This is a genomic window from Bacillus sp. PS108 (assembly GCF_037963335.1).
In the GTDB taxonomy this organism is placed as follows: Bacteria; Bacillota; Bacilli; order Bacillales; family Bacillaceae; genus Bacillus; species Bacillus subtilis.
This window is the reverse complement of sequence record NZ_CP150155.1, coordinates 907,501-928,755: the sequence shown is the minus strand read 5'-3', so window position 1 is coordinate 928,755 and position 21,255 is coordinate 907,501. Positions and strand designations below refer to the sequence as shown.

The 21,255-nt window shown below is 44.8% G+C and carries 23 protein-coding genes, 17 tRNA genes and 1 riboswitch (1 of these 41 only partly in view); of the genes, 7 read left to right on the top strand and 33 right to left on the bottom strand.

Features of this window, described 5'->3' with window-relative positions:
* Positions 1 to 141: 141 nt before the first annotated feature.
* From NSQ16_RS04795 to queG, 6 genes are all read right to left on the bottom strand, one after another.
* The gene (locus NSQ16_RS04795; protein ID WP_019712204.1) at positions 142 to 849 is read right to left on the bottom strand and encodes a hypothetical protein; all 708 of its coding nucleotides are present in this window, start codon (positions 847 to 849) and stop codon (positions 142 to 144) included.
* Positions 850 to 860: 11 nt separating this feature from the next.
* Entirely contained in the window at positions 861 to 1,574 is a 714-nt protein-coding gene (locus NSQ16_RS04790; protein WP_019712205.1) for a polymer-forming cytoskeletal protein, read from the bottom strand.
* Entirely contained in the window at positions 1,565 to 2,206 is a 642-nt protein-coding gene (locus NSQ16_RS04785; RefSeq protein WP_003245603.1) for a YhbD family protein, read from the bottom strand. The genes NSQ16_RS04790 and NSQ16_RS04785 overlap by 10 nt, the downstream gene beginning before the upstream one ends.
* A gap of 124 nt (positions 2,207 to 2,330) precedes the next feature.
* Entirely contained in the window at positions 2,331 to 2,813 is a 483-nt protein-coding gene (gene trmL, locus NSQ16_RS04780; RefSeq protein ID WP_010886453.1) for a tRNA (uridine(34)/cytosine(34)/5-carboxymethylaminomethyluridine(34)-2'-O)-methyltransferase TrmL, read from the bottom strand.
* Between the two features lie 37 nt (positions 2,814 to 2,850).
* On the bottom strand, positions 2,851 to 3,786 hold the full coding sequence (locus tag NSQ16_RS04775; RefSeq protein WP_029726353.1) for an amidase domain-containing protein: 936 nt from the start codon (positions 3,784 to 3,786) through the stop codon (positions 2,851 to 2,853).
* A gap of 66 nt (positions 3,787 to 3,852) precedes the next feature.
* Complete coding sequence (gene queG / locus NSQ16_RS04770; protein ID WP_014479245.1) at positions 3,853 to 5,013, bottom strand: tRNA epoxyqueuosine(34) reductase QueG; 1,161 nt, start codon at positions 5,011 to 5,013, stop codon at positions 3,853 to 3,855.
* Positions 5,014 to 5,095: 82 nt separating this feature from the next.
* Between queG and NSQ16_RS04765 the strand changes: the two genes are divergently transcribed.
* Positions 5,096 to 5,719, top strand: coding sequence for a B3/4 domain-containing protein (locus NSQ16_RS04765; protein WP_003245517.1), 624 nt, complete (start codon positions 5,096 to 5,098; stop codon positions 5,717 to 5,719).
* Between the two features lie 90 nt (positions 5,720 to 5,809).
* On the opposite strand, the gene NSQ16_RS04760 is transcribed toward NSQ16_RS04765, so the two are convergent.
* Positions 5,810 to 5,883 (bottom strand) — tRNA-Gly (locus NSQ16_RS04760).
* Positions 5,884 to 6,076: 193 nt separating this feature from the next.
* Here NSQ16_RS04760 and NSQ16_RS04755 point away from each other — a divergent pair.
* Together NSQ16_RS04755 and NSQ16_RS04750 are read left to right on the top strand one after the other, a co-directional pair.
* Positions 6,077 to 6,277, top strand: coding sequence for a helix-turn-helix transcriptional regulator (locus NSQ16_RS04755; protein ID WP_009966860.1), 201 nt, complete (start codon positions 6,077 to 6,079; stop codon positions 6,275 to 6,277).
* A gap of 1 nt (position 6,278) precedes the next feature.
* Positions 6,279 to 6,752, top strand: coding sequence for a lipoprotein (locus NSQ16_RS04750; protein WP_003245008.1), 474 nt, complete (start codon positions 6,279 to 6,281; stop codon positions 6,750 to 6,752).
* Positions 6,753 to 6,769: 17 nt separating this feature from the next.
* Here the strand turns inward: NSQ16_RS04750 and rpsN are convergent, their stop codons facing one another.
* The 6 genes from rpsN to NSQ16_RS04720 all read right to left on the bottom strand — a co-directional run bounded on the left by rpsN (position 6,770) and on the right by NSQ16_RS04720 (position 11,554).
* The gene (gene rpsN / locus NSQ16_RS04745) at positions 6,770 to 7,039 is read right to left on the bottom strand and encodes a 30S ribosomal protein S14 (protein WP_003233455.1); all 270 of its coding nucleotides are present in this window, start codon (positions 7,037 to 7,039) and stop codon (positions 6,770 to 6,772) included.
* 111 nt (positions 7,040 to 7,150) lie between these two features.
* Positions 7,151 to 7,687 carry a hypothetical protein gene (locus tag NSQ16_RS04740; RefSeq protein ID WP_003245073.1) on the bottom strand — a complete coding sequence of 179 codons (537 nt, stop codon included), beginning with the start codon at positions 7,685 to 7,687 and terminating at the stop codon, positions 7,151 to 7,153.
* 103 nt (positions 7,688 to 7,790) lie between these two features.
* Positions 7,791 to 8,921: an FMNH2-dependent alkanesulfonate monooxygenase gene (gene ssuD / locus NSQ16_RS04735; protein ID WP_003245787.1), complete on the bottom strand. Its 1,131-nt coding sequence runs from the start codon at positions 8,919 to 8,921 to the stop codon at positions 7,791 to 7,793.
* A gap of 22 nt (positions 8,922 to 8,943) precedes the next feature.
* Positions 8,944 to 9,774, bottom strand: coding sequence for an ABC transporter permease (locus NSQ16_RS04730; RefSeq protein ID WP_010886451.1), 831 nt, complete (start codon positions 9,772 to 9,774; stop codon positions 8,944 to 8,946).
* Positions 9,771 to 10,769 carry an aliphatic sulfonate ABC transporter substrate-binding protein gene (locus NSQ16_RS04725; protein ID WP_003245431.1) on the bottom strand — a complete coding sequence of 333 codons (999 nt, stop codon included), beginning with the start codon at positions 10,767 to 10,769 and terminating at the stop codon, positions 9,771 to 9,773. The genes NSQ16_RS04730 and NSQ16_RS04725 overlap by 4 nt, the downstream gene beginning before the upstream one ends.
* 17 nt (positions 10,770 to 10,786) lie before the next feature.
* Positions 10,787 to 11,554, bottom strand: coding sequence for an ABC transporter ATP-binding protein (locus tag NSQ16_RS04720; protein WP_010886450.1), 768 nt, complete (start codon positions 11,552 to 11,554; stop codon positions 10,787 to 10,789).
* A 407-nt stretch (positions 11,555 to 11,961) separates the two neighbouring features.
* Between NSQ16_RS04720 and katA the strand changes: the two genes are divergently transcribed.
* The gene (katA, locus tag NSQ16_RS04715) at positions 11,962 to 13,413 is read left to right on the top strand and encodes a catalase KatA (protein ID WP_003245322.1); all 1,452 of its coding nucleotides are present in this window, start codon (positions 11,962 to 11,964) and stop codon (positions 13,411 to 13,413) included.
* A 26-nt stretch (positions 13,414 to 13,439) separates the two neighbouring features.
* Here katA and senS read toward each other — a convergent pair whose 3' ends face one another.
* Positions 13,440 to 13,637, bottom strand: coding sequence for a transcriptional regulator SenS (gene senS / locus NSQ16_RS04710; protein WP_003245192.1), 198 nt, complete (start codon positions 13,635 to 13,637; stop codon positions 13,440 to 13,442).
* Between the two features lie 250 nt (positions 13,638 to 13,887).
* Here senS and NSQ16_RS04705 point away from each other — a divergent pair, with 250 nt between their 5' ends.
* The gene (locus tag NSQ16_RS04705; protein ID WP_230488406.1) at positions 13,888 to 15,243 is read left to right on the top strand and encodes an FAD-binding oxidoreductase; all 1,356 of its coding nucleotides are present in this window, start codon (positions 13,888 to 13,890) and stop codon (positions 15,241 to 15,243) included.
* A gap of 37 nt (positions 15,244 to 15,280) precedes the next feature.
* Here NSQ16_RS04705 and thiC read toward each other — a convergent pair whose 3' ends face one another.
* Positions 15,281 to 17,053 (bottom strand): phosphomethylpyrimidine synthase ThiC, encoded by a 1,773-nt coding sequence (gene thiC, locus NSQ16_RS04700; RefSeq protein ID WP_128473739.1) that lies wholly within the window; start codon positions 17,051 to 17,053, stop codon positions 15,281 to 15,283.
* Between the two features lie 132 nt (positions 17,054 to 17,185).
* Positions 17,186 to 17,293, bottom strand: a riboswitch (TPP riboswitch).
* 69 nt (positions 17,294 to 17,362) lie between these two features.
* Entirely contained in the window at positions 17,363 to 18,055 is a 693-nt protein-coding gene (locus NSQ16_RS04695; protein WP_029726359.1) for a Type 1 glutamine amidotransferase-like domain-containing protein, read from the bottom strand.
* A 41-nt stretch (positions 18,056 to 18,096) separates the two neighbouring features.
* Between NSQ16_RS04695 and NSQ16_RS04690 the strand changes: the two genes are divergently transcribed.
* Entirely contained in the window at positions 18,097 to 18,369 is a 273-nt protein-coding gene (locus tag NSQ16_RS04690) for a spore coat protein (protein WP_072692951.1), read from the top strand.
* A 74-nt stretch (positions 18,370 to 18,443) separates the two neighbouring features.
* Here NSQ16_RS04690 and NSQ16_RS04685 read toward each other — a convergent pair whose 3' ends face one another.
* Entirely contained in the window at positions 18,444 to 18,647 is a 204-nt protein-coding gene (locus tag NSQ16_RS04685; protein ID WP_014479229.1) for a hypothetical protein, read from the bottom strand.
* Between the two features lie 141 nt (positions 18,648 to 18,788).
* Between NSQ16_RS04685 and spo0M the strand changes: the two genes are divergently transcribed.
* Positions 18,789 to 19,565 (top strand): sporulation control protein Spo0M, encoded by a 777-nt coding sequence (gene spo0M, locus NSQ16_RS04680; RefSeq protein ID WP_003233481.1) that lies wholly within the window; start codon positions 18,789 to 18,791, stop codon positions 19,563 to 19,565.
* A gap of 48 nt (positions 19,566 to 19,613) precedes the next feature.
* On the opposite strand, the gene NSQ16_RS04675 is transcribed toward spo0M, so the two are convergent.
* The 16 genes from NSQ16_RS04675 to NSQ16_RS04600 form a co-directional block, all read right to left on the bottom strand.
* Positions 19,614 to 19,695: transfer RNA gene (locus NSQ16_RS04675), tRNA-Leu, on the bottom strand.
* Positions 19,696 to 19,960: 265 nt separating this feature from the next.
* Positions 19,961 to 20,049 (bottom strand) — tRNA-Leu (locus tag NSQ16_RS04670).
* 7 nt (positions 20,050 to 20,056) lie between these two features.
* A tRNA-Cys gene (locus NSQ16_RS04665) sits at positions 20,057 to 20,127 on the bottom strand.
* 5 nt (positions 20,128 to 20,132) lie between these two features.
* Positions 20,133 to 20,207 (bottom strand) — tRNA-Gly (locus NSQ16_RS04660).
* A 49-nt stretch (positions 20,208 to 20,256) separates the two neighbouring features.
* A tRNA-Gln gene (locus tag NSQ16_RS04655) sits at positions 20,257 to 20,328 on the bottom strand.
* 9 nt (positions 20,329 to 20,337) lie between these two features.
* Positions 20,338 to 20,413, bottom strand: a tRNA-His gene (locus NSQ16_RS04650).
* 24 nt (positions 20,414 to 20,437) lie between these two features.
* A tRNA-Trp gene (locus NSQ16_RS04645) sits at positions 20,438 to 20,511 on the bottom strand.
* 5 nt (positions 20,512 to 20,516) lie between these two features.
* Positions 20,517 to 20,601, bottom strand: a tRNA-Tyr gene (locus tag NSQ16_RS04640).
* 22 nt (positions 20,602 to 20,623) lie between these two features.
* Positions 20,624 to 20,696 (bottom strand) — tRNA-Thr (locus NSQ16_RS04635).
* Positions 20,697 to 20,701: 5 nt separating this feature from the next.
* Positions 20,702 to 20,777: transfer RNA gene (locus NSQ16_RS04630), tRNA-Phe, on the bottom strand.
* A 12-nt stretch (positions 20,778 to 20,789) separates the two neighbouring features.
* Positions 20,790 to 20,866 (bottom strand) — tRNA-Asp (locus NSQ16_RS04625).
* 11 nt (positions 20,867 to 20,877) lie between these two features.
* Positions 20,878 to 20,954, bottom strand: a tRNA-Met gene (locus tag NSQ16_RS04620).
* A gap of 9 nt (positions 20,955 to 20,963) precedes the next feature.
* A tRNA-Val gene (locus NSQ16_RS04615) sits at positions 20,964 to 21,039 on the bottom strand.
* A gap of 9 nt (positions 21,040 to 21,048) precedes the next feature.
* Positions 21,049 to 21,120, bottom strand: a tRNA-Glu gene (locus NSQ16_RS04610).
* Positions 21,121 to 21,154: 34 nt separating this feature from the next.
* Positions 21,155 to 21,246, bottom strand: a tRNA-Ser gene (locus tag NSQ16_RS04605).
* A gap of 5 nt (positions 21,247 to 21,251) precedes the next feature.
* Positions 21,252 to 21,255, bottom strand: a tRNA-Asn gene (locus NSQ16_RS04600) (it continues 71 nt past the right edge of the window).

Here is a 21,255-nt window from a genome sequence, read left to right as displayed (position 1 = left end):
CGGTGAAAACAATCATCATGATGGGTGTCATTGTCACTTTTTTAGTATCAATTTTTACCGCAGGATACGAAAGCAAGCCTGGAAAAGAATAAAAAAGGGTGCTCCTGAAAGAGCACCCTTTTTGTATAACAGAACAATGTTTTACAGTTTTGTTTTTTCTTTAATCTGTGAATGCGGATCGCATTCATATTTGTTTTCGTACTCAATTGTTCCGATACTGCATCCCGGCCCGATGATCACTTCTTTTCCCCTGACGACTGCCGCTTCGGTATTCTCCAAATAAACCCGATCGCCTTCTATGACATCGGCGATCAGCTTCACTTTCTTCCGGTTAAAAAAACTCGCGCGTCTTTTCACTGTAATTGTTGTTCCGCCGATTTCCTGCACATGGCTTATATCATGGCTCAATCCCAGCTTGATCTCACCCGAATTTAATAACCCCGATACATCAACACAGCCTGTGACATGGAACATTTCTGTTTCACAATCACCTTTTACGCTAAGCTTCCCTTTCACATCGCAGGATTCTCCAGTCATATTCCCGCCAATTTCAGTCTGGCCTTTCAGATTGAATCGATCAAATTGAAGTGAGCCGCTGACTTTCATTATCCCATATATATTGATTTTGCCGGCTGTCAGATCGCCTTTACATTCACTTTCTCCGAGCACACGCAGCCGCTCAGTCTCTGCTTTTCCGAGAAAAAGGCCCGTTCCGTATATGCGGCAGCCTACAGCAGACAGCCCTTCTCCAACTATACCTTCTCCTTTGATGCTGACATTGTGATACGCGCCTCCTGCGGCATGCCCAGCGCCATATAATTTTAAATTTCCCAGTTTTGTTGTCTCCATTACGATCCTCCTTACAACTTTGTGGATGTTTTAACTGACGCGCTTGGATCACAGGTATAGTCCCCGCTGTATTCGACAGTTTCAATCTGGCAATCCGGGCCGATGATCACTTTATTACCGCGCACGGTTTTCGCCTTTGTATTTGTCAATTCAATCACGTCACCTTCGATCAGCTCTGCTGTTAGAACAGGCTGCGGCATCAATCTGAGCAAATTCAGCATTCCTTTTCTGCAGGTCACTTGAAGATGGCGGCAGCCGATCTCCCGCGCATAGCTTTCCCCTGCAGAAAGCTTAATGATCACCTGGTCTGCATTTAAAAGCCCGCTGATTTTGCATTTCCCTTCTGATTGAAAGGTTTCTGTTTCACAATCTGCTTCCATGACAGCTTTTCCGCTAATGTCAATTCCATCAGCCTTGACAGTGCCGCCAAATGTTGATGATCCAGCGATTTTCAATTGTTTTGCAGATACCTCTCCTTGAATAAAACCAGTGCCATTCATCCGGATAGATTCTGCTTCAACGTCTCCATGTATCTTTCCTGAACCGCTGATAGTTACCGCTTTCGCTTTGACGCTGCCGTCCGCTTTTCCGTTTCCATTAAAAGAAAAAGTGTCACACTCCACGTCCCCGGCCACTGTCCCGCTGCCATTAATCTCAACTGATTGAAATGTTCCTCCCTTAGAACTTCCTGATCCATTTATCACCAGCTTTTCCACTACATCCATTGATGGCCCTCCTGCATAAATGTTGTTTTTAATTCCTCTGAAGCTTTTAATAAATCTACCCGTTCCACAACCTTTACGGATGATTCAAACAAAATGCTGTCCGCCGCAGCCGCTATAAAACAAGTTGTGACACCGAGCTTGCGGAGCACAATCAGCTCCGTCTGTTTTTCAATCTCTTCAGTATCATGCTTCTTTAATACCTCTGCAGCCATTTTTGCTTCTGCAAGGCTGACATTTCCAGACTGCAGCAGGCCCTCAAGCACAAACAGCGAAAGCAAATCGCTGGATGAAAAAACCGGACTTCCTCCGTCTTCTGAATAGGCTTCAAGAGCAGGCCTTGAAACCAAACCTTTATGAAGCAATTCATCAGCGGTCATGCTGACATCCTTCATTTTCGGCGACAGCATTTCCCTCATTTCATCCAAAGACAAATTTTCTTTCATCTTTTGAATCATTGATATACGTTTTAAAATCTCCTCTCTCGGAAAAAACGTCTCTTGCCCTGTAAATGTGGATTTACGAATAAACCATTCCTCAGGTATTAAGTTTTTCCGCTTCCATCGATACAGCTGACCGTATGAAATCGATGTTCTTTCAAGTAATTCTTTTTTAGAGATTAATTGTTCTTCCATAAGTCCAGCTCCTTTGATGGGTACATTGTAACATAACACTGTTACGTTGTTAAGCCCAAAAACGAAACAAAGCATTTCAACATCCGCAAAAAAACCCGCCCATCATCGATGAGCGGGTTTTTCACTATTTTAAATCACGGTAATTTTGCTGGCGCAGCGCTTCATAAACAAGAATCGCGGCAGTATTGGACAGATTTAACGATCTGACATGCTCTGTCATCGGAAGACGCAGGCAGCGGTCCATATTATTTTGAATTAAATCCTTTGGCAAACCGCTTGTTTCTCTTCCGAACACGAAGAAATAATCCTCGTCAAGATCAGTGTAATCAAATGATGTATGAGGCTGCTGGCCAAATTTTGTAATAAAGAAAAACTTGCCTTTTTTATATGCCTCAAACAATTCTTCTAACGAATCATGATACACAACGTTAACAAACTCCCAATAATCTAGTCCGGCACGCTTCAGCATTTTATCATCAGTTGAAAAGCCGAGCGGACGAATCAGGTGTAGCGTTGTATTGGTTGCTGCACAAGTACGTGCAATATTCCCTGTGTTAGCGGGAATTTCTGGTTGATATAAAACGACATGTAATGCCACAATGTTCACCTCTGTTTTTCTTATCCGCCCATCATTATAACATTAATTACTCTTTTGTCGTATCATCAACGATATGAAAAAAGGCATATCGTATTGACGGCGTGTATGCCGTAGAATCCTCATATGACCAATACCTCATCCTGCTGTCATAAGTCTGGGCGTTGACAAGCGGCATATTGCCTTTGTCCTTTGCCACGACAATCGTTGTATGATTAAACCGGCCGTCTCCTTCGAAGTCATAGCAAATCACATCGCCCGGCATCAGTTCTTCCGCTGATTTCACCCGCACCGCACGCAGTCCGGCCTTTGAATTCGACAAATACATTTTCATAGAGTGCGCCACCGTCCAGCTGTAGCTCCATGAGCTTTGTTTCATCCACCAGCCTGATCCCCTGTTCGGATGACCGCGCATCGGCGCGCCTCCTGCATGAAGACACTGAGAAATAAAATTTGTACAGTTATCGCTGAAATTTTTATAAGCAGGATTGCGCTTGTTCCAAAATTTCTCGGCATATTGGACAGCGCCGAGACGATCGTATTGAAAAGCCCTGCCAAACGCTTCTCTTTCCTCTTCAGCTTCAGAATAGTCAATAATACTGGTCTCTTCATGAAATCCAGCCGGCTTTTTCGCAATTTCCTGATCACTAATCAAAATGTGATCATACAGGAAAGCCATTCGCTCCTCTATGTGCTCTTCTATATACAAGCTGTCATCTTGTTCCTTACACACGTATTCGTAATGAATGGTATACGAAAGGCAGGTCGTTCCGTCATCCTCAACCCGCACATGATTAATCACGGCCTTTGCTTTCGCTTTTATGATGTCAACTTTACGTTTTTCCAGAAGCTTTTTCTTACGCTCCATGACTTTAAGGTCTCCGACTTGAGACTCCTGTCTCATAGCATGCCCGTTAACCAGAAAGCCCAGCCGCTCCTCCGCTAATTGTTCTAAAATGTGCTTCAAGCTCACCCCACCCGCCATACTTTTTTATAGAGAAAAAACACTTGGATGATCTCAAGTGTTTTTTCCTTCTGCTCTATACGTATGTCAGGACAAGCCTCGTTTAGTCATGCCTGAAGCTTTTAGCAAATCAATTCCTTTTTCAATTTCCAGCTTTGCCTCTTCATCCTTCTCTTTTTCCAGCGCTTTTTCAAGCTCTTCCGCGTATGCGGGGTCTCCGATTTTTCCGATTGCCCATGCGGCTGTCCCCCTGATGACAGGACGCGGATCCTTGTGCATCAGTTCCGTCAATTCAGGCAGTGCGGAAGCATCCTTAAAATGCGCAAGCGCGAGAATGGCGTTTCGCTGAATCGGTTTTTTTCCGCGCCAAGAACCTGAGACATGCCCGAATTTCTCCTTAAATTCCCGATTGCTGATGGTCAAAAGCGGCTTCAATAACGGTTTGGCAATCTCAGGATCAGGCTCCATTTCCGGATGAAGATGAAAATCCTTCCCTTTATTGAGAGGGCATACCGTTTGGCACGTATCGCACCCGTACAGGCGGTTTCCGATTTTTGTCCGGAATTCATCAGGTAAAAATCCTTTTGTCTGGGTCAGAAAAGAGATGCAGCGCTGCGCATTAAGCTGCCCGGGATTAACCAGTGCTCCCGTCGGACAGGCGTCCAAGCATTTCGTGCAGGACCCGCACATATCTTCAATCGGCACATCAGGCTCAAAAGGGATATTTGTGATCATTTCCGCCAAATACACATAAGAGCCATACTCGGGTGTTGTGATCATACAGTTTTTCGCACTGAATCCAATTCCGGCACGTTCCGCAACGGCGCGATCAGACAATTCACCTGTATCAACCATTGACTTCGTTCTGATATCCTCATGCTTGCTTTTTAGAAAATCCTCCAGTAGATCAAGCTTTTCCCTCAGCACATCATGATAGTCTTTTCCCCAGGAGGCTCTGCAAAAAATGCCCCTGCGCTCAGTTCTCGTGCTTCTCGGCGCATCCTTCATTCTGGAAGGATATGCGAGAGCAATTGCCACTATTGATTTCGCTTTCGGCAAAAGAAGCTTCGGCGTCACCCTTTTTTCGATATCCGGCTCTTCAAAGCCGGAGAGATAGCCGAGTGATTCTTGAAGAATCAAACGGTCTTTTAAACTGTCAAAAGTATCAGCGGTCGTAAAACCAATCTTGTCCACGCCAATGCTTTTCGCGTATTCAATTAATTCTTCTTTGAGCTGATAAACGTTCATGTTTTGCACAGCCTCCTTTCTTTGTGATAAAACGATACAGCGTTTATAATAGGTTGATATCACGTAACTGGAGTGAATGCTAGTGAATATCAAACTTGATTCTGTTATTACTGAACGTGCGGCCGGCTTACATGCAGCTGCTGTCATTTATGAGAATATCGAAGTCGGCTCCTCACCGCAAATGCTGAAAGGCAGACTCCGCCTGTTTCAAGAATCCTTGTTTTTCGACTATGCGGACGGCGGTATATCCGATGAATCCTTCGTCAAGGAATGGCAGAAACTCTTTAAACAGCTTAACCCTTCATTTGAGGGAGAAACAACCCCAATGGAGGACATGCTGGTCCCGATATCCAAGGAACAATTCATGGAAAGTAAAGACTCGGCCCATGACACAATCGATTTTTTCGCATTAAAATATTCTCTGCCTATTATGATTTATGATGCCGGAAAGCTTCATGAGCCGGTCCGGATCTCATTGGGAGAAAAAGAAAACATACTGCTTTTCTCTGATGAAAACGGCATTTTTGGCGATTTCAAAAACAGCGTCAACCACTATCCCGTTTCAAACGAGACTAAGAATATGCTGCAAATCATTTTTTTCCCGCCATCGATTGAGAAAAGCAGCGCTGTTAACCTCTTATCATCATTAACGAAAATGTTTGAACAAATTCACGGCGGCACCCATACAGTACATTGGCTTACGTAAAAGAACACGAATACCGTGTTCTTTTTCACATAAAAAAACGCAATACTTCGTTTATCTGAGAAACGAAACACTGCGTTAATAACGTATGTATGGAGCGGGTGATGAGAATCGAACTCACGACATCAGCTTGGAAGGCTGAGGTTTTACCACTAAACTACACCCGCATTTGTGATTGTCAGCAACAGTACCGCTCTGACTTTTTTTATATTACATGTTTATTTATTTTTCGTCAAGGGAATATAAAAATTTTGTCGAAAAAAAGTTATCTTTTTGTAAAGTTGTTAAGTTCCATTTACATAATGTTAAGTATACTATACAATATAATCAATCGAGATTGTGAAGGGGACAGACGTCATGATGAAAAATAAAGTAAAAGAGCTGAGGGCACGCTTCGGCTATTCTCAGGAAAAACTCGGAGAAACGGTCGGCGTCACAAGACAGACTGTGGCAGCGATTGAAAAAGGCGATTATGTTCCCTCACTGCTGTTAGCACTGAAAATCTGCAAAGCCTTCTCCATGAAAATGGAGGATGTCTTTTGGTTAGAGGAGGAAAACTAAGATGAGCATGAAAACAAAAGCAGCTTTTCACCTTGTTTTATTTGGCCTTGCATGCTGGGCGCTGATTTCATACTTTGAAGCCTCAGAAGGCATAGCATCTTTTTTCGGCACAAAGAGCGGCGGGATGGTATTTGATTTAAACCTCACTCCCTTTATTCTGTTTGTTGCGGCGTCTGCGGTTTATTTGTACTTACAGAAAAAAAGCCGCCCTGCCAGAAAGCAGCTACTTCTGCCTGATGAGTTTGAAGAGCAGGATGAAAGAGAGCAGATGATGACGGCAAAAGCATGTCGCGCGTCATATATCGCTGTCTACTTCTCGCTGCCTGCCGCAGCGGTTCTTCTCATTTTTTATCCGCTATTTCAATCGCGCATTCCGTTTTTCCCTATTATTATTGTGTTTATCATCATGATCATCCAGCACCTTTCCTACGTCATCTCTTTCAAGAAAAACGAAAAAAACTCCGGCGCGCTGTAATCGGCCGGAGTTTTTTCTTACCAGCTTGCTTTTTTCACACCGGGAATCTGGCCTTTATGGGCCAGCTCCCTGAAAGCGATTCTGGACATTTTAAACTTCCTCATATATGCTCTCGGGCGCCCCGTTACCATGCAGCGGTTGTGAAGCCTTCCCGGTGCTGAATCTCTTGGCAGCTTGCTGAGTGCCTCGTAATCTCCTTTTTCCTTCAACTCGCGTCTAATACCAGCGTATTGCTCAACAAGCTGTTGGCGTTTTAACTCTTTTGCCACTTTTGATTTTTTAGCCAAGTCACATAGCCTCCCTTTAAATCGAAATTGTTACGATTTAAAATGTATCATTCACCATTCAAAAAAGCAAGCATACCGCTTTGTAAAACAGACGGCCTGAAGCCGCCCATTCTAATGATGCAATTCCACATAATACAGTAACGCATCTTGATGCTTAATGAGCTCTTTTTTATGTTCAGAGGTGTGCATTGTCTCGTCAGTCCCTCTAATACTGCTGCCGATCAAAGCAGGCTTCTCGAAAGTAATCGGTTCCGGCGATGAAATATTCTGAGTCATTTCCTGTGTTGTGCTATCGTCGCGTTTCACCGATGAATCAGCCGCTATAGTTCCCTGTTTATCCACAATGCCAAAATGAATGGTGGTATGTTTATTCTTTCCTTCCCCCTCTTCATTCTCAAAATAAACAAATTGTATGGTATCAGTTTTTTCCTCTGAATAATCTGCACGAACCGGTCCAAACCTCTCAACAAGCTTTCCCTTTTGATAATGTTCGATGTACATGTCAGCTGAAGAAATACCTTCACCGATATTGACGGCTTCGGCAGTGAATGCCTGTGAAGCTGCGACATCCATTCTGTTTTTTTCAAGATCTGATATGTCCGCCGCTTTGATTTCCATCTGTTTTGAATGTCCGCATGCTGACAGCATAGCTATGAGGCAAATGACTGCCGCGCTTCTCAATGTTTTCAGAAAAAAAGCCCCCTTTTTTTGAATATCATACCATGTTCGGGGGGCTGTATTTTAGTTAAACTCATGCATTTTTCTCTTTGACAAAATAAGTGTTTCCTACCGCTTCTCCCCTTTTGTTCTGAAGCTTTCTCGTCCGATCATTTTCAAACGGCAAAAGCGGAAATACAAGCTCTGCAAAATAATACGCTTCTTCTAAATGCGGATAGCCGGAGAATATAAACGATTCTATGCCGAGTGCCTGGTACTCCGCTATCCGGTCGGCAATCGTCTGCGGATCACCGACAAGAGCTGTTCCTGCCCCTCCTCTGACCAGGCCGATCCCCGCCCACAGATTCGGGCTGATTTCAAGCTTCGTCCGATCGCCTTGATGAAGGACGGCCATCCGCTGCTGGCCTGAAGAGTCGTAACGGCTCAAAGCTGCCTGCGCTTTGGCAATGGTGTCATCATCCAAGTGGCTGATCAAGCGCTCTGCCGCTTCCCATGCCTCTTGTTCAGTTTCACGGGCAATGACATGCAGCCTAATGCCAAATCGAACGGATCTCCCTTCTTTTGCCGCTTGCTTTTTGACTCTTTCTATCTTTTCTTTTACTTGTTCAGGCGGCTCACCCCATGTCAAGTACACGTCTGTATGCTTTGCGGCAGCTTCAATTCCAGCCTGTGACGAACCACCGAAATAGATGGGCGGATGCGGCTCTTGCTGCGGCGGGAAAAGCAGATTGCTGTTTTCCACTTTTATATGCTTTCCTTCATAGGAAACCGTTTCTCCCTGCAAAAGTCTCCGCCAAACGGTTAAAAATTCGTCTGTTGCCTCGTAGCGCTCATCATGGCTGATAAACAGGCCATCGCCTGCCAGCTCATACGGATCGCCCCCTGCCACAACGTTGATCAGCAGCCGGCCGTCTGAAATGCGGTCTAGGGTGGATGTCATTCTGGCTGCCAGAGAAGGCTGCATTAAACCAGGTCTTACCGCGACTAAAAACTTTAAGTCCTTTGTTTCTCCTGCCAGTGCCGACGCTGTAAGCCACGGGTCCTCGCACGATCTTCCCGTTGGCAGAAGAACTCCTGTATATCCCAGCCTGTCTGCCGCCTGCGCGACTTGTTTAAAGTAAAGATGATCCGCAGTCCGTCCATCACTTTCAGATCCTAAATATCTCGCGTCTCCATGAGTCGGTATAAACCAAAGAATTTCCATATTCATCTCCCCTTTATATCTTTTATCCTTCGTAGCTGTTTCTCCACTTTAACAGCTTTCGTTCAAGCAGCCTGACGAAGGAATCCGTCAGCTTTCCAACCACTGCAAAAATGATAATCCCTGCAAAGACTTTATTCGTTTGTGAAAACTGTCTCGCATCCATGATCATATAGCCGACTCCCGAGCTTGAGCCCATCAGCTCTGCCACAACGAGCCCGAGCCATGCAATGCCGAGCGATAAGCGAATGCCTAGCAATATATTGGGCAGGGCTGCCGGCAATATCACTTTGGATATCTGCTGATGCCATTTAAATTCAAGCACCCGGGCGACTTCAAACAGCTTCGCGTCAACCCCGCGGATGCCGTTAAACGTATTGATATAGACAGGAAAGAAGGCACCGAGCGCAATCAGCAAAATTTTAGATACTTCGTCAAATCCGAACCATAAAATAAACAGCGGCGTGACGGCCAGATGAGGTACGGTTCTAAGCATTTGCAACGACGGATCAAGATACAGCTCCGTCCGTTTGGAAAATCCGGCCAAAATCCCGATCATCAATCCAAGCCCCGCGCCAAGCAAAAAACCAAGTGCCGCCCGATAAATGCTGATTTGCAGATGGCCGAACAGTTCGCCGGACAAAATAAGCTCCTTAAAGGTCAGAACAATCGTAACAGGTGTAGGCAGCACTGTAGCGGACACAACCCCCAGCCCGCCGATGACCTGCCAGATGGCAATGATGACAGCGGGTAGTAAAAGCCCCTTCATCCAGCCGTATCTCTTCCTTCCGGGCTTTTTTCGCACCGCTTCCGCATTCGTTTTGGGCAGCGAGCCCGCAGCCTCTGCTTTCATCATTGATCACCTCCTGAGGAATGCTCCTCTAATGCTTTTTTGATAAAAGTGTTATCGACAACATCCTTCACATCAATCTTCTTATCTATCGCCTTTGTTCGAAATTGAAAATCTGCTGTTTCCTGCTGTGCTTTCACAATGTCGTCACTGATGATCTCATTAAGTGGCTCAGTATTTTTCAGCACATTTTCGACGACCTTTTTATCGAGATCTTTAATGTCAGAATATAAGTCCGCTGCTTCATCCAGATGTTCCTTTTGCCATACAACGGCTTTATTAAACACCTTCAGAAAACGGACCACTTCGTCTGGATGCTCTTCTGAAAACTTTGTTCTTACTAAAGTAAAACCCGGTGAATATAAATCTGTGCTTTCTCCGTTCACAAGGATTTTTGCTCCGTGTTTCATTGTTTCTAAGGACAAGTACGGCTCCCAAATGGACCAGGCATCAACAGATCCGTTTTCAAATGCGGAAGCTGCTTCATCAGGCTGAAGCTGAATAATTGTCACATCGTTAGCTGACAACCCCACTTGATCAAGCGCTTTATACAAAAAATCAAACCCGCTGCTGCCTTTGGCGACTGCAATTTTCTTCCCCTTTAAGCCCTTAACGTCTTGAATGCCGCTGTTTTGATTGACAAGGATGCCGTTTGCTTTCAAGCCGTCCTGAGACAAACCGATTTCTTTAAAGTCAATGCCTGCCGCCTGTCCAGCGATCACAGGCGAATTACCGACTTGAGAAAAATCAAGTTTGTCTGCCGCAAGGCCTTCAAATTGGGGCGGACCGCTTTGAAACTCCACCCATTTCACTTTGATGCCTTCTTTTTCAAATGCATCTTCGAACCAGCCTTTTTCTTTTGCAATCAAAAGGGGGCTTAAGCTTTGCTGAATACCAATACGAATTTCCTTCAATTGTTTGTGGTCACCGCTGGCTCCATTTGCTCCACAGCCTGCGAGCAGAAAAATAACGGCAACCAATACAATGAGTCCTTTTTTCATTTCCGCTTCCGCCCTTTCTATATCCCTGATCCTTCTGCGTACTCCAAATCTTCTGTTTTCTCGAATTCCGACAGCACTCTCTGTCTGATCGCTTGGAAATCCGGAGTCGTCCGGTTTCGCGGATACGCCAGGTGAATGGGCATCAGCTTATGGATTTTCCCCGGTTTGGCCTTAAGGATCGCAAGCTCATTTCCTAAATAAACAGATTCATCTATATCATGAGTCACGAGAATCATCGTTGTTTTTTTCTTCCTCCATATATCCAGCAGCACGTCCTGCAGGTGTTTTCTTGTAAAAGCGTCGAGTGCACCAAACGGTTCATCTAAAAGCAGCACCTCAGGCTCCCGCAGCAGGGCCCGGGCGATGGCTACTCTTTGTGACATGCCGCCTGACAGCTCGCGCGGATATGCTTTTTCCGATCCTTTCAATCTGACAATCTCGATCAGTTCATCCACCTTTTGTTTGACTTTTGGGTCCTTCAAATTCAAGTCGGCTGCAATATTCTGCTCAACAGTCAGCCAAGGAAAGAGGCGGTGTTCCTGAAAAATAAATCCTTGCTGAATACCCGGAGCTGTTACGCTACGGCCGTTAATTTCCACACTCCCGTCATATTCAGAATCAAGCCCTGCAATAATCTTTAACAGGGTGCTTTTTCCGCACCCGCTCGGTCCGATAAGCGTTAGAAATTCGCCTGGTGCGATTGATAATTCTATGTTTTCTAAGACCGTGTTTTTGCGGCCTTCTTGAACAAATGCCTTTTCTTTGATGCTGATGGTCACAGCCACTTTTATCCCTCTCTTTCTGCCAACCCCGCCTTCAAAAAAAACAAAAAGGCCCCCATCTCTGTTCTTGTAGAGATGAGAGCCTTCGGCGGTCCGATCAGCTGCCCAATTGTTTTTTTGTTTGAATAACATGTTAATTCAAATTATTCCGATATGTCAACTCTTTTTTAAATACGATTTTTGATATCCTTGTTTATCACTTACTCTGCTTGTTTCGCAAATAGAGAAGGAAAAATTATTTCTCCAAAAATTATTAAGTGTCATAAAAAGCTGTTACAACAAGGTTTTTCAACAATTTCGATACTATATATCGATTAATAGAGATAACTATTTTATAATAATTATAAAATAATATTGACTTTTTACTTAGAGATGATATTATGTTCTTATAAATTCCAAGAGGTGATAACATGAGTTCAAATAAACTGACAACTAGCTGGGGCGCTCCGGTTGGAGATAATCAAAACTCAATGACTGCCGGTTCTCGCGGACCAACTTTAATTCAAGATGTACATTTACTCGAAAAATTGGCCCATTTCAACCGAGAACGTGTTCCTGAACGTGTTGTTCACGCCAAAGGAGCAGGCGCACACGGATATTTTGAAGTGACAAACGACGTAACAAAATACACGAAAGCCGCTTTCCTTTCTGAAGTCGGCAAACGCACACCGTTGTTCATCCGTTTCTCAACAGTTGCCGGTGAACTTGGCTCTGCTGACACAGTTCGCGACCCGCGCGGATTTGCTGTTAAATTTTATACTGAAGAAGGAAACTACGACATCGTCGGCAACAATACGCCTGTATTCTTTATCCGCGATGCGATTAAGTTCCCTGATTTCATCCATACACAAAAAAGAGATCCAAAAACACACCTGAAAAACCCTACGGCTGTATGGGATTTCTGGTCACTTTCACCAGAGTCACTGCACCAAGTGACAATCCTGATGTCTGACCGCGGAATTCCTGCGACACTTCGCCACATGCACGGCTTCGGAAGCCATACATTCAAATGGACAAATGCCGAAGGCGAAGGCGTATGGATTAAATATCACTTTAAAACAGAACAAGGCGTGAAAAACCTTGATGTCAATACGGCAGCAAAAATTGCCGGTGAAAACCCTGATTACCATACAGAAGACCTTTTCAACGCAATCGAAAACGGTGATTATCCTGCATGGAAACTATATGTGCAAATCATGCCTTTAGAAGATGCAAATACGTACCGTTTCGATCCGTTTGATGTCACAAAAGTTTGGTCTCAAAAAGACTACCCGTTAATCGAGGTCGGACGCATGGTTCTAGACAGAAATCCGGAAAACTACTTTGCAGAGGTAGAACAAGCGACATTTTCACCTGGAACCCTCGTGCCTGGTATTGATGTTTCACCGGATAAAATGCTTCAAGGTCGACTTTTTGCTTATCATGATGCACACCGCTACCGTGTCGGTGCAAACCATCAAGCGCTGCCAATCAACCGCGCACGCAACAAAGTAAACAATTATCAGCGTGATGGGCAAATGCGTTTTGATGATAACGGCGGCGGATCTGTGTATTACGAGCCTAACAGCTTCGGCGGTCCAAAAGAGTCACCTGAGGATAAGCAAGCAGCATATCCGGTACAAGGTATCGCTGACAGCGTAAGCTACGATCACTACGATCACTACACTCAAGCCGGCGATCTGTATCGTTTAATGAGTGAAGATGAACGTACCCGCCTTGTTGAAAATATCGTTAATGCCATGAAGCCGGTAGAAAAAGAAGAAATCAAGCTGCGCCAAATCGAGCACTTCTACAAAGCGGATCCTGAATACGGAAAACGCGTGGCAGAAGGCCTTGGATTGCCGATTAAAAAAGATTCTTAATGGAGAAATGCAAAAACCCGTTGTAGTCAGCGGGTTTTTTTATATTTAGTTACACATTGCGTATGCTTCTCATCAATCTTCATATAAATTTCTTCCATGAGTTCCGCGCTGTTTATAATCTCTCGTTTGTTTTTTTCAATCAGCAGCTCAAGCGGCAAAATCTGATTCCCGTAGGTTTTTCGCTTCCTGAATCGTTTTCTCCCCTTTTCTTTTTTGACTCCCATCAATAATCCCCCCTTTTTCATACAAAAAAGGCCCTTATCTAAACGATAAGAGCCTTCGGTGTTCCGATCAGCGCGATAAATTTGAAAAATTTGTACTGACCATGTTAATTCATACAATACCGACCTGTCAACTATTTTTTAAGGGAGTTGACACTGTATCAGATTGCATCCCCGCTTTTTCCTTATACACTCTTTTCCCTTGACGCATAAGCTAGAGAAACTAGAATACGAGAGAAAGAGATGTGGGAGTGTGGAAAAGACAAAATTGACCGGACGTATCGTGACACGGGATGATCCGGACTATAACGAAGCAAGAACCAATATTAACCTAAGCTTAGAAAGGTATCCTGACATCATTGTGTTTTGCCAAAACAAACAGGATGCACTCAATGCGCTGAAATGGGCGCGTGAAAACCGTGTGCCTTTCCGTATTAGAGGCGGCAGACACAGCTATGAGAACTTTTCCCTTTTAAATAACGGTCTTGTTATTGATTTAAGCGAAATGAAAAAAATAACTGTGAATCAGGATAAAAAGCTGGCCTATATTGAAGCGGGGGCTGAATTGGGAGAAGTCTATCGGACACTCTGGCAATACGGCCTGACGCTTCCCGCAGGCACCATTGCCAATGTAGGGCTCACAGGTTTAACTCTCGGAGGGGGAATTGGACTTTTAACAAGGGCTGCCGGCCTTACTTGCGACAGCCTCGTGCAGCTTGAGATGATCGTAGCAGACGAAAAAGAGGGCGCTGATCTGATTACAGTCAGCTGTTCAAATCATCCAGACTTATTTTGGGCGTCTCAGGGAGGCGGAGGAGGCAATTTCGGCATAGTCACCTCCATGACATTTAAAGCAGTGCCCATCTCTCAAGTGTCGATTTTTTCTATTACATGGGGATGGGATGATTTTGAGGAAGTATTTAACACGTGGCAGCACTGGGCCCCGTATACAGATGACCGGCTTACATCATCAATAGAGTTTTGGCCTAAAGAAGTAAACCGCATAGAAGCCCTCGGCCAATTTGTCGGTCCAAAAACAGAGTTAAAAAAACTGTTAAAGCCTTTATTGAAAGCAGGAAGCCCAATAAGCGGAATGGTAAAAACAACGCCATTCATTGAAGCGGTAACCTTTTTTAACAGCCCGGGAGGCAATCAGCCTCAAAAAATGAAACGCTCCGGCTCTTTCATTGAAAAGCCATTATCAGAACGTGCGATCTCAACGATTAAACACTTTTTAGAGCACGCTCCGAATCAAAACGCCAGTGTCTGGCAGCAAGCACTCGGCGGGGCAGCCGGACGGATCCCTCCCGACCAAACGGCATTTTATTATCGTGACGCAATCATTGCCCAGGAATACTTAACAAACTGGACATCCCCTGGAGAAAAAAGACAAAACGTCCGCTGGATTGAGGGGCTGAGAACGTCCCTTTCGAGAGAAACGATGGGAGACTACGTAAATTGGCCAGATATTGAAATCAGAAACTGGCCAAGAACATATTACGGCGAAAACGTTGAACGACTCCGCCGTGTCAAAACGAAATATGATCCCGAAAATGTATTCCGTTTTGAACAGAGCATTCCGCCGCTTCGACGTTCTCTGTTTTTCTAAAAAGATGAAGATGGAGCATTCTCCATCTTCATCTTTTTTATTGATATAAATTGCTTCCCGTATCGACAAACTCTTTTGCTTTTTCTTTTAATCCTTTATTTATGGCTTCTGCTTCACTGAGATCGTTTTTCTTCGCATAATCCCGAATATCCTGTGAAATTCTCATGCTGCAAAATTTCGGACCGCACATGGAACAAAAGTGAGCGGTTTTTGCTCCTTCAGCAGGCAGAGTTTCATCATGGTATTCAAGGGCTCTCTCCGGATCAAGAGATAAATTAAACTGATCCCGCCAGCGGAATTCAAAACGGGCTTTCGATAACGCATCATCCCGGGTTTGTGCTCCGGGATGCCCTTTTGCAAGATCCGCAGCGTGCGCAGCGATCTTATATGTAATGACTCCTTCACGAACATCATCACGATTTGGCAGCCCCAAATGCTCCTTCGGCGTTACATAACAAAGCATTGCTGTCCCGTACCAACCGATCATCGCCGCTCCGATCGCTGAAGTAATATGGTCATATCCCGGAGCAATATCCGTTGTCAACGGCCCCAATGTGTAAAAAGGCGCTTCTTTACAAATGTCCATTTGTTTATCGACATTCTCTTTGATTTTATGCATCGGAACATGGCCAGGACCCTCAATCATCACCTGAACATCATGCTTCCAGGCAATTTGCGTCAGCTCTCCAAGCGTCTCTAATTCAGCAAACTGCGCTTCGTCATTGGCATCAGCAATTGATCCGGGACGCAAACCATCCCCAAGAGAGAAAGCAATATCATACATTTTCATAATCTCACATATTTCTTCAAAATGTGTGTATAAAAAGCTTTCTTGATGATGAGCCAGACACCACTGCGCCATAATCGCTCCCCCGCGTGACACGATACCAGTTGTCCGTTTGGCAGTCAGCGGTACATACCTAAGCAAAACACCCGCGTGAATCGTAAAATAATCCACTCCCTGCTCTGCCTGCTCGATTAGCGTATCACGATAAATCTCCCACGTTAAATCCTCAGCTACGCCGTTTACTTTTTCAAGCGCCTGATAAATCGGAACAGTTCCCACAGGCACGGGGCAATTGCGGATAATCCATTCACGCGTCGTATGAATATCTTTTCCGGTAGAGAGATCCATCATCGTATCCGCTCCCCAGCGGATGGCCCACGTCATTTTTTCCACTTCTTCTTCAATGGATGACGTAACCGCTGAATTCCCGATATTTGCATTAATCTTCACATGAAAATTCCGGCCGATAATCATTGGCTCACTTTCAGGGTGATTAATGTTTGAAGGAATAATCGCCCGGCCGCTGGCTACCTCGTCTCTGACGAATTCAGGAGACACATGCTCACGAATGGCGATAAATTCCATCTCAGGTGTAATGATCCCCTTTTTTGCATAGTGCATTTGTGTGACATTTTGACCTGCCTTCGCCCTCAGCGGTTTCCGCTTTAATCCTGGATAGCTTACGTTTGGTTTTGCTTTTTTATAACCGTTATCTTCTGGTTTTATAGCCCGACCTTCATACTCTTCCACGTCACCGCGCTCTGTGATCCATTTTTGGCGGAGCGGCTTTAATCCTTCTTGAATATTAATGGTTACTTCAGGGTCCGTATACGGTCCGCTTGTATCATAGACACGCACAGGCGCGTTTTCCTCTTCGCCGAACGATCCCGTCGTCGGACTCAATAGAATCTCCCTCATCGGCACTTGGATGTCCGAAGAAGAACCCTCCACGTATACCTTCTTGCTGCCTGAAAAACTTGACATAATGGAAATGTTGGCTTGCTGCACTGAATTGTTTTGCATTACTTTTCCTTCCCCTTTCTACGTTTGAAAGGACAAAATCAAGCCCATAACCAGCACAAAAAACCGGATTCATATAAATGAACCCGGTTACAGTCAGAAAGAAACATATTATTGCCCAGCACGACAATAACAAAAACAATTCCTCTACTTCCCCACGCTGGTACGAACCAGATCAGGTCCAAAGGGTTAAGAAGCTTACCTTCTCTCTCAGCCCGAAAGCGGGCACCCCCAGTAACTATTGATTTCGCACTCATCTTATCATAAAATCAATCTGAAAAAAAGAGGAATATAGATAATATTCAGCCAATTTCACCCTAAATATTTGACCGGCAACGGGATTTCAGCTATTTCATGTTCAGCCATCATCACCCGATATGCCTTTGCACCCGACCTTGAACTCACAGTCTGAAACAGCTGATCATTTATGAAATGGAGAGCAGCCCCATCATCCGCTGCATAGCCACTGCATAAGAACTTGTTAGATATCAGCCGGTGGTATGCCGGTCTCCGATCCTTTTCCCCGTCATAATGGGGACAAAAGCTCCCTTGCAAAAAACCTAAACTTTTCAAACTTGTCAGCGGTCCGGCTGAATCTGTCACCCCTTCTTCAAACCAGCAGATCGCACCGGCACTTAATCCAGCTACAACCACACCGTTCTTCCATGCTTCCCTGAGAATATGATCCAGCCCCCACTCTTTCCATAACACAAGTAAATTCCGCGTATTTCCACCGCCAACATAAATCACGTCCATTTCCATAACAAAAGAATCTAAATCTGTTGATGGCGGCTTAAACAAAGATAAGTGAGACGGCACGCAATCCAGTGTTTTAAATGCATGATAAAACCGCTGAATATAGTTTTGGGAATCTCCGCTCGCCGTCGGCAAAAAACAAATACGAGGCTGCTCTCGTTTTGATTGATTGAGGATATATTGATCGAGGGACAAATTATCCGGATCCATCGAAAAACCCCCGCCCCCCATCGCAATAATCTGCTTCATCATCACACCCCCCAACAAAATTTGTTGCTTATTATAGCATTTTGTATAGAAGCAAGAAACAAAGCCAAATACTTTCTTATCAGGAGCTGCTAAAAAAACAAAGGAGGTGGTTTCCCATTGAACAAAGTCTTTGTCCCAAAGATATTCTTGATTTGTTAACAACAATAAAAACCAGCATTAACAAATACACTGTCGCAATAACAGAAGCCGAAAATCCCCACATCAGAAGAGCATTGCATGATCAATTAGATACAACTGTTTATCTCCATGATGAACTGTCAGATCTTCTGTTAGAAAAGGGGTGGCTCGGGTGAGCAATTACGCTTTTATCTTGCAGTAAAGACCACAAAAAGAGACGGGATCTCAAAGATGAGATGCCGTCTCTTTTTTATTGCTCCACTCTTCTTAAAGCCTCATTTACCGTTTCTTTTATAAACGCGTCTTCACCGCTTAATCGGTCTAAACTGAGATCGCCGTTTCTCAGCCTTTCGGAAATATTGTTTATATCCTCCTCTACTGTGATTTGCAGCTCACCGGCCAAAAACATTCTGTGTAATTCATCTGCAACCAAACTTTCTTTATTCACTTCCATCCACTCCTTTATTTTCAATATTATTCTTAGTCTGTCCCTAGGCCGAGACGAATAATAGGAAAAAAGTATGAATCAAACGAATCTTTTTTCCTCCTTCTTACGTATATCTGTTGAGAAAAAAGAAAAAGGGGAAGATCTAACATGTCATTTTTTAAGAAGCTTGCGGCAAGTGCCGGAATTGGAGCTGCAAAAGTAGATACAATTTTAGAAAAAGACGCATATTTTCCAGGAGAAGAAGTACAGGGAACGGTACATGTCAAAGGCGGAAAAATCGCTCAGGACATCCGTTATATCGATTTACAGCTTAGCACACGGTATGTCATTGTAAAAGACGATGAAGAGCACCGGAAATACGCTACAATTCATTCTTTCCGGGTCACTGGTTCATTTACCATACAGCCTGGTGAAGAGCATCAATTTCCGTTCACATTCACTCTGCCTCTAGATACGCCGATCACTGTAGGGAAAGTAGAGGTTGCCGTGGTGACAGACCTTGACATTCAAGGCGGTATCGATAAATCCGATCATGACCGCATTTTTGTTGAAGCGCACCCTTGGATTGAAAATGTGCTTGAAGCAATCGAAAACCTGGGCTTCCGTCTTAACGAAGCAGACTGCGAACAAGCGCCCTACTTCCAGCGTCGTCTTCCGTTCGTTCAAGAATTCGAATTCGTTCCGACTTCCGGATATTATCGTCAGATGCTTGATGAATTAGAGCTCATTTTCCTTTTAGACGAAGACGGTTTGGAAATCATTTTCGAAGTCGACCGCAGAGCAAGAGGACTCCGAGGGTGGCTGGAAGAGATGTATAATGACGGAGAACAGCTTGTACGCGTCCGTTTCAGCCAATCAGAGCTTGAAGATACCGAAGAGCTAGAAGAGGTGCTAGAAGAGATCCTAGACCAATACGCTGAGTAAGTATAAAAAATAAAAACCCGTTCCTGTTAAGAAACGGGTTTTTCAGTATACCGGTGGTCGGGGTCGAACCGACACTCCAGAAGGAACACGATTTTGAGTCGTGCGCGTCTGCCAATTCCGCCACACCGGCAAGTTTTACGTCGTATCTAACCGACGAATATAAATATATCATGGATCTCATAAAGTGTCAACGTATTTCAAAAAAGTTTTTATGGAAATATAAAATAAAAGTGTTGAAAGACTAGCTATACAGCCGCTTTATAATAGGCCTCGGAACTTAACTTGTTATGATAAATCAAAGCATTAAAAAAATGATCTACTTATGTAGATCATTAATATGATTAGTTATAATAATAAAACACAAACACCAATTCAACTTACCATGTAAGTGAAATTGGTGCCGAGGGCCGGACTTGAACCGGCACGGTAGTCACCTACCGCAGGATTTTAAGTCCTGTGTGTCTGCCAATTCCACCACCCCGGCAATAAGAAGGCGACACCCGGATTCGAACCGGGGATAAAGGTTTTGCAGACCTCTGCCTTACCACTTGGCTATGCCGCCGTAATTGGAGCGGAAGACGGGATTCGAACCCGCGACCCCCACCTTGGCAAGGTGGTGTTCTACCACTGAACTACTTCCGCATTTTTACTGGACTTAATACATTATATGCAGTTGATATAAAAAGTGAGACTGGGCTAGCTGGATTCGAACCAACGCATGACGGAGTCAAAGTCCGTTGCCTTACCGCTTGGCTATAGCCCAATGATAATATGGGGCGATTGATGGGAATCGAACCCACGAGTGCCAGAGCCACAATCTGGTGCGTTAACCACTTCGCCACAACCGCCATAATCTCAAGATGTCATAAATTTGGCAGGGGCAGTAGGAATCGAACCCACACCGGAGGTTTTGGAGACCTCTGTTCTACCGTTAAACTATGCCCCTATAAATGGTGGAGGGGGGCAGATTCGAACTGCCGAACCCTGAGGGAGCGGATTTACAGTCCGCCGCGTTTAGCCACTTCGCTACCCCTCCACATTAAATTTTGAAAAAACAGTGCCGGCAAGAGGACTTGAACCCCCAACCTACTGATTACAAGTCAGTTGCTCTACCAATTGAGCTACACCGGCATAGGTGGTGGCTCGGGACGGAATCGAACCGCCGACACACGGATTTTCAGTCCGTTGCTCTACCAACTGAGCTACCGAGCCTAAGTATTTAAATGGCGGTCCGGACGGGACTCGAACCCGCGACCTCCTGCGTGACAGGCAGGCATTCTAACCAACTGAACTACCGGACCATTTTGAAATTTGGTTGCGGGGGCAGGATTTGAACCTGCGACCTTCGGGTTATGAGCCCGACGAGCTACCGAACTGCTCCACCCCGCGATGATATAATGGTGGAGGATGACGGGCTCGAACCGCCGACCCTCTGCTTGTAAGGCAGATGCTCTCCCAGCTGAGCTAATCCTCCATCATATAATGACCCGTACGGGATTCGAACCCGTGTTACCGCCGTGAAAGGGCGGTGTCTTAACCGCTTGACCAACGGGCCCAGACTTTCAATTGTAATTATGTATAAGTATCAGTGGCGGAGAGCAAGGGATTCGAACCCTTGAGACGGAGTTGACCGCCTACACGATTTCCAATCGTGCTCCTTCGACCACTCGGACAGCTCTCCAATAATGGC

Coding starts and splice junctions, on each gene's coding strand:
- NSQ16_RS04795 (WP_019712204.1), bottom strand. CDS start 849: ATGGAGACAACAAAACTGGGAAATTTAAAATTATATGGCGCTGGGCAT.
- NSQ16_RS04790 (WP_019712205.1), bottom strand. CDS start 1,574: ATGGATGTAGTGGAAAAGCTGGTGATAAATGGATCAGGAAGTTCTAAG.
- NSQ16_RS04785 (WP_003245603.1), bottom strand. CDS start 2,206: ATGGAAGAACAATTAATCTCTAAAAAAGAATTACTTGAAAGAACATCG.
- NSQ16_RS04775 (WP_029726353.1), bottom strand. CDS start 3,786: ATGGCGGGTGGGGTGAGCTTGAAGCACATTTTAGAACAATTAGCGGAG.
- queG (WP_014479245.1), bottom strand. CDS start 5,013: ATGAACGTTTATCAGCTCAAAGAAGAATTAATTGAATACGCGAAAAGC.
- NSQ16_RS04755 (WP_009966860.1), top strand. CDS start 6,077: ATGAAAAATAAAGTAAAAGAGCTGAGGGCACGCTTCGGCTATTCTCAG.
- NSQ16_RS04750 (WP_003245008.1), top strand. CDS start 6,279: ATGAGCATGAAAACAAAAGCAGCTTTTCACCTTGTTTTATTTGGCCTT.
- NSQ16_RS04740 (WP_003245073.1), bottom strand. CDS start 7,687: ATGCTGTCAGCATGCGGACATTCAAAACAGATGGAAATCAAAGCGGCG.
- ssuD (WP_003245787.1), bottom strand. CDS start 8,921: ATGGAAATTCTTTGGTTTATACCGACTCATGGAGACGCGAGATATTTA.
- NSQ16_RS04730 (WP_010886451.1), bottom strand. CDS start 9,774: ATGATGAAAGCAGAGGCTGCGGGCTCGCTGCCCAAAACGAATGCGGAA.
- NSQ16_RS04725 (WP_003245431.1), bottom strand. CDS start 10,769: ATGAAAAAAGGACTCATTGTATTGGTTGCCGTTATTTTTCTGCTCGCA.
- katA (WP_003245322.1), top strand. CDS start 11,962: ATGAGTTCAAATAAACTGACAACTAGCTGGGGCGCTCCGGTTGGAGAT.
- senS (WP_003245192.1), bottom strand. CDS start 13,637: ATGGGAGTCAAAAAAGAAAAGGGGAGAAAACGATTCAGGAAGCGAAAA.
- thiC (WP_128473739.1), bottom strand. CDS start 17,053: ATGCAAAACAATTCAGTGCAGCAAGCCAACATTTCCATTATGTCAAGT.
- NSQ16_RS04695 (WP_029726359.1), bottom strand. CDS start 18,055: ATGAAGCAGATTATTGCGATGGGGGGCGGGGGTTTTTCGATGGATCCG.
- NSQ16_RS04685 (WP_014479229.1), bottom strand. CDS start 18,647: ATGGAAGTGAATAAAGAAAGTTTGGTTGCAGATGAATTACACAGAATG.
- spo0M (WP_003233481.1), top strand. CDS start 18,789: ATGTCATTTTTTAAGAAGCTTGCGGCAAGTGCCGGAATTGGAGCTGCA.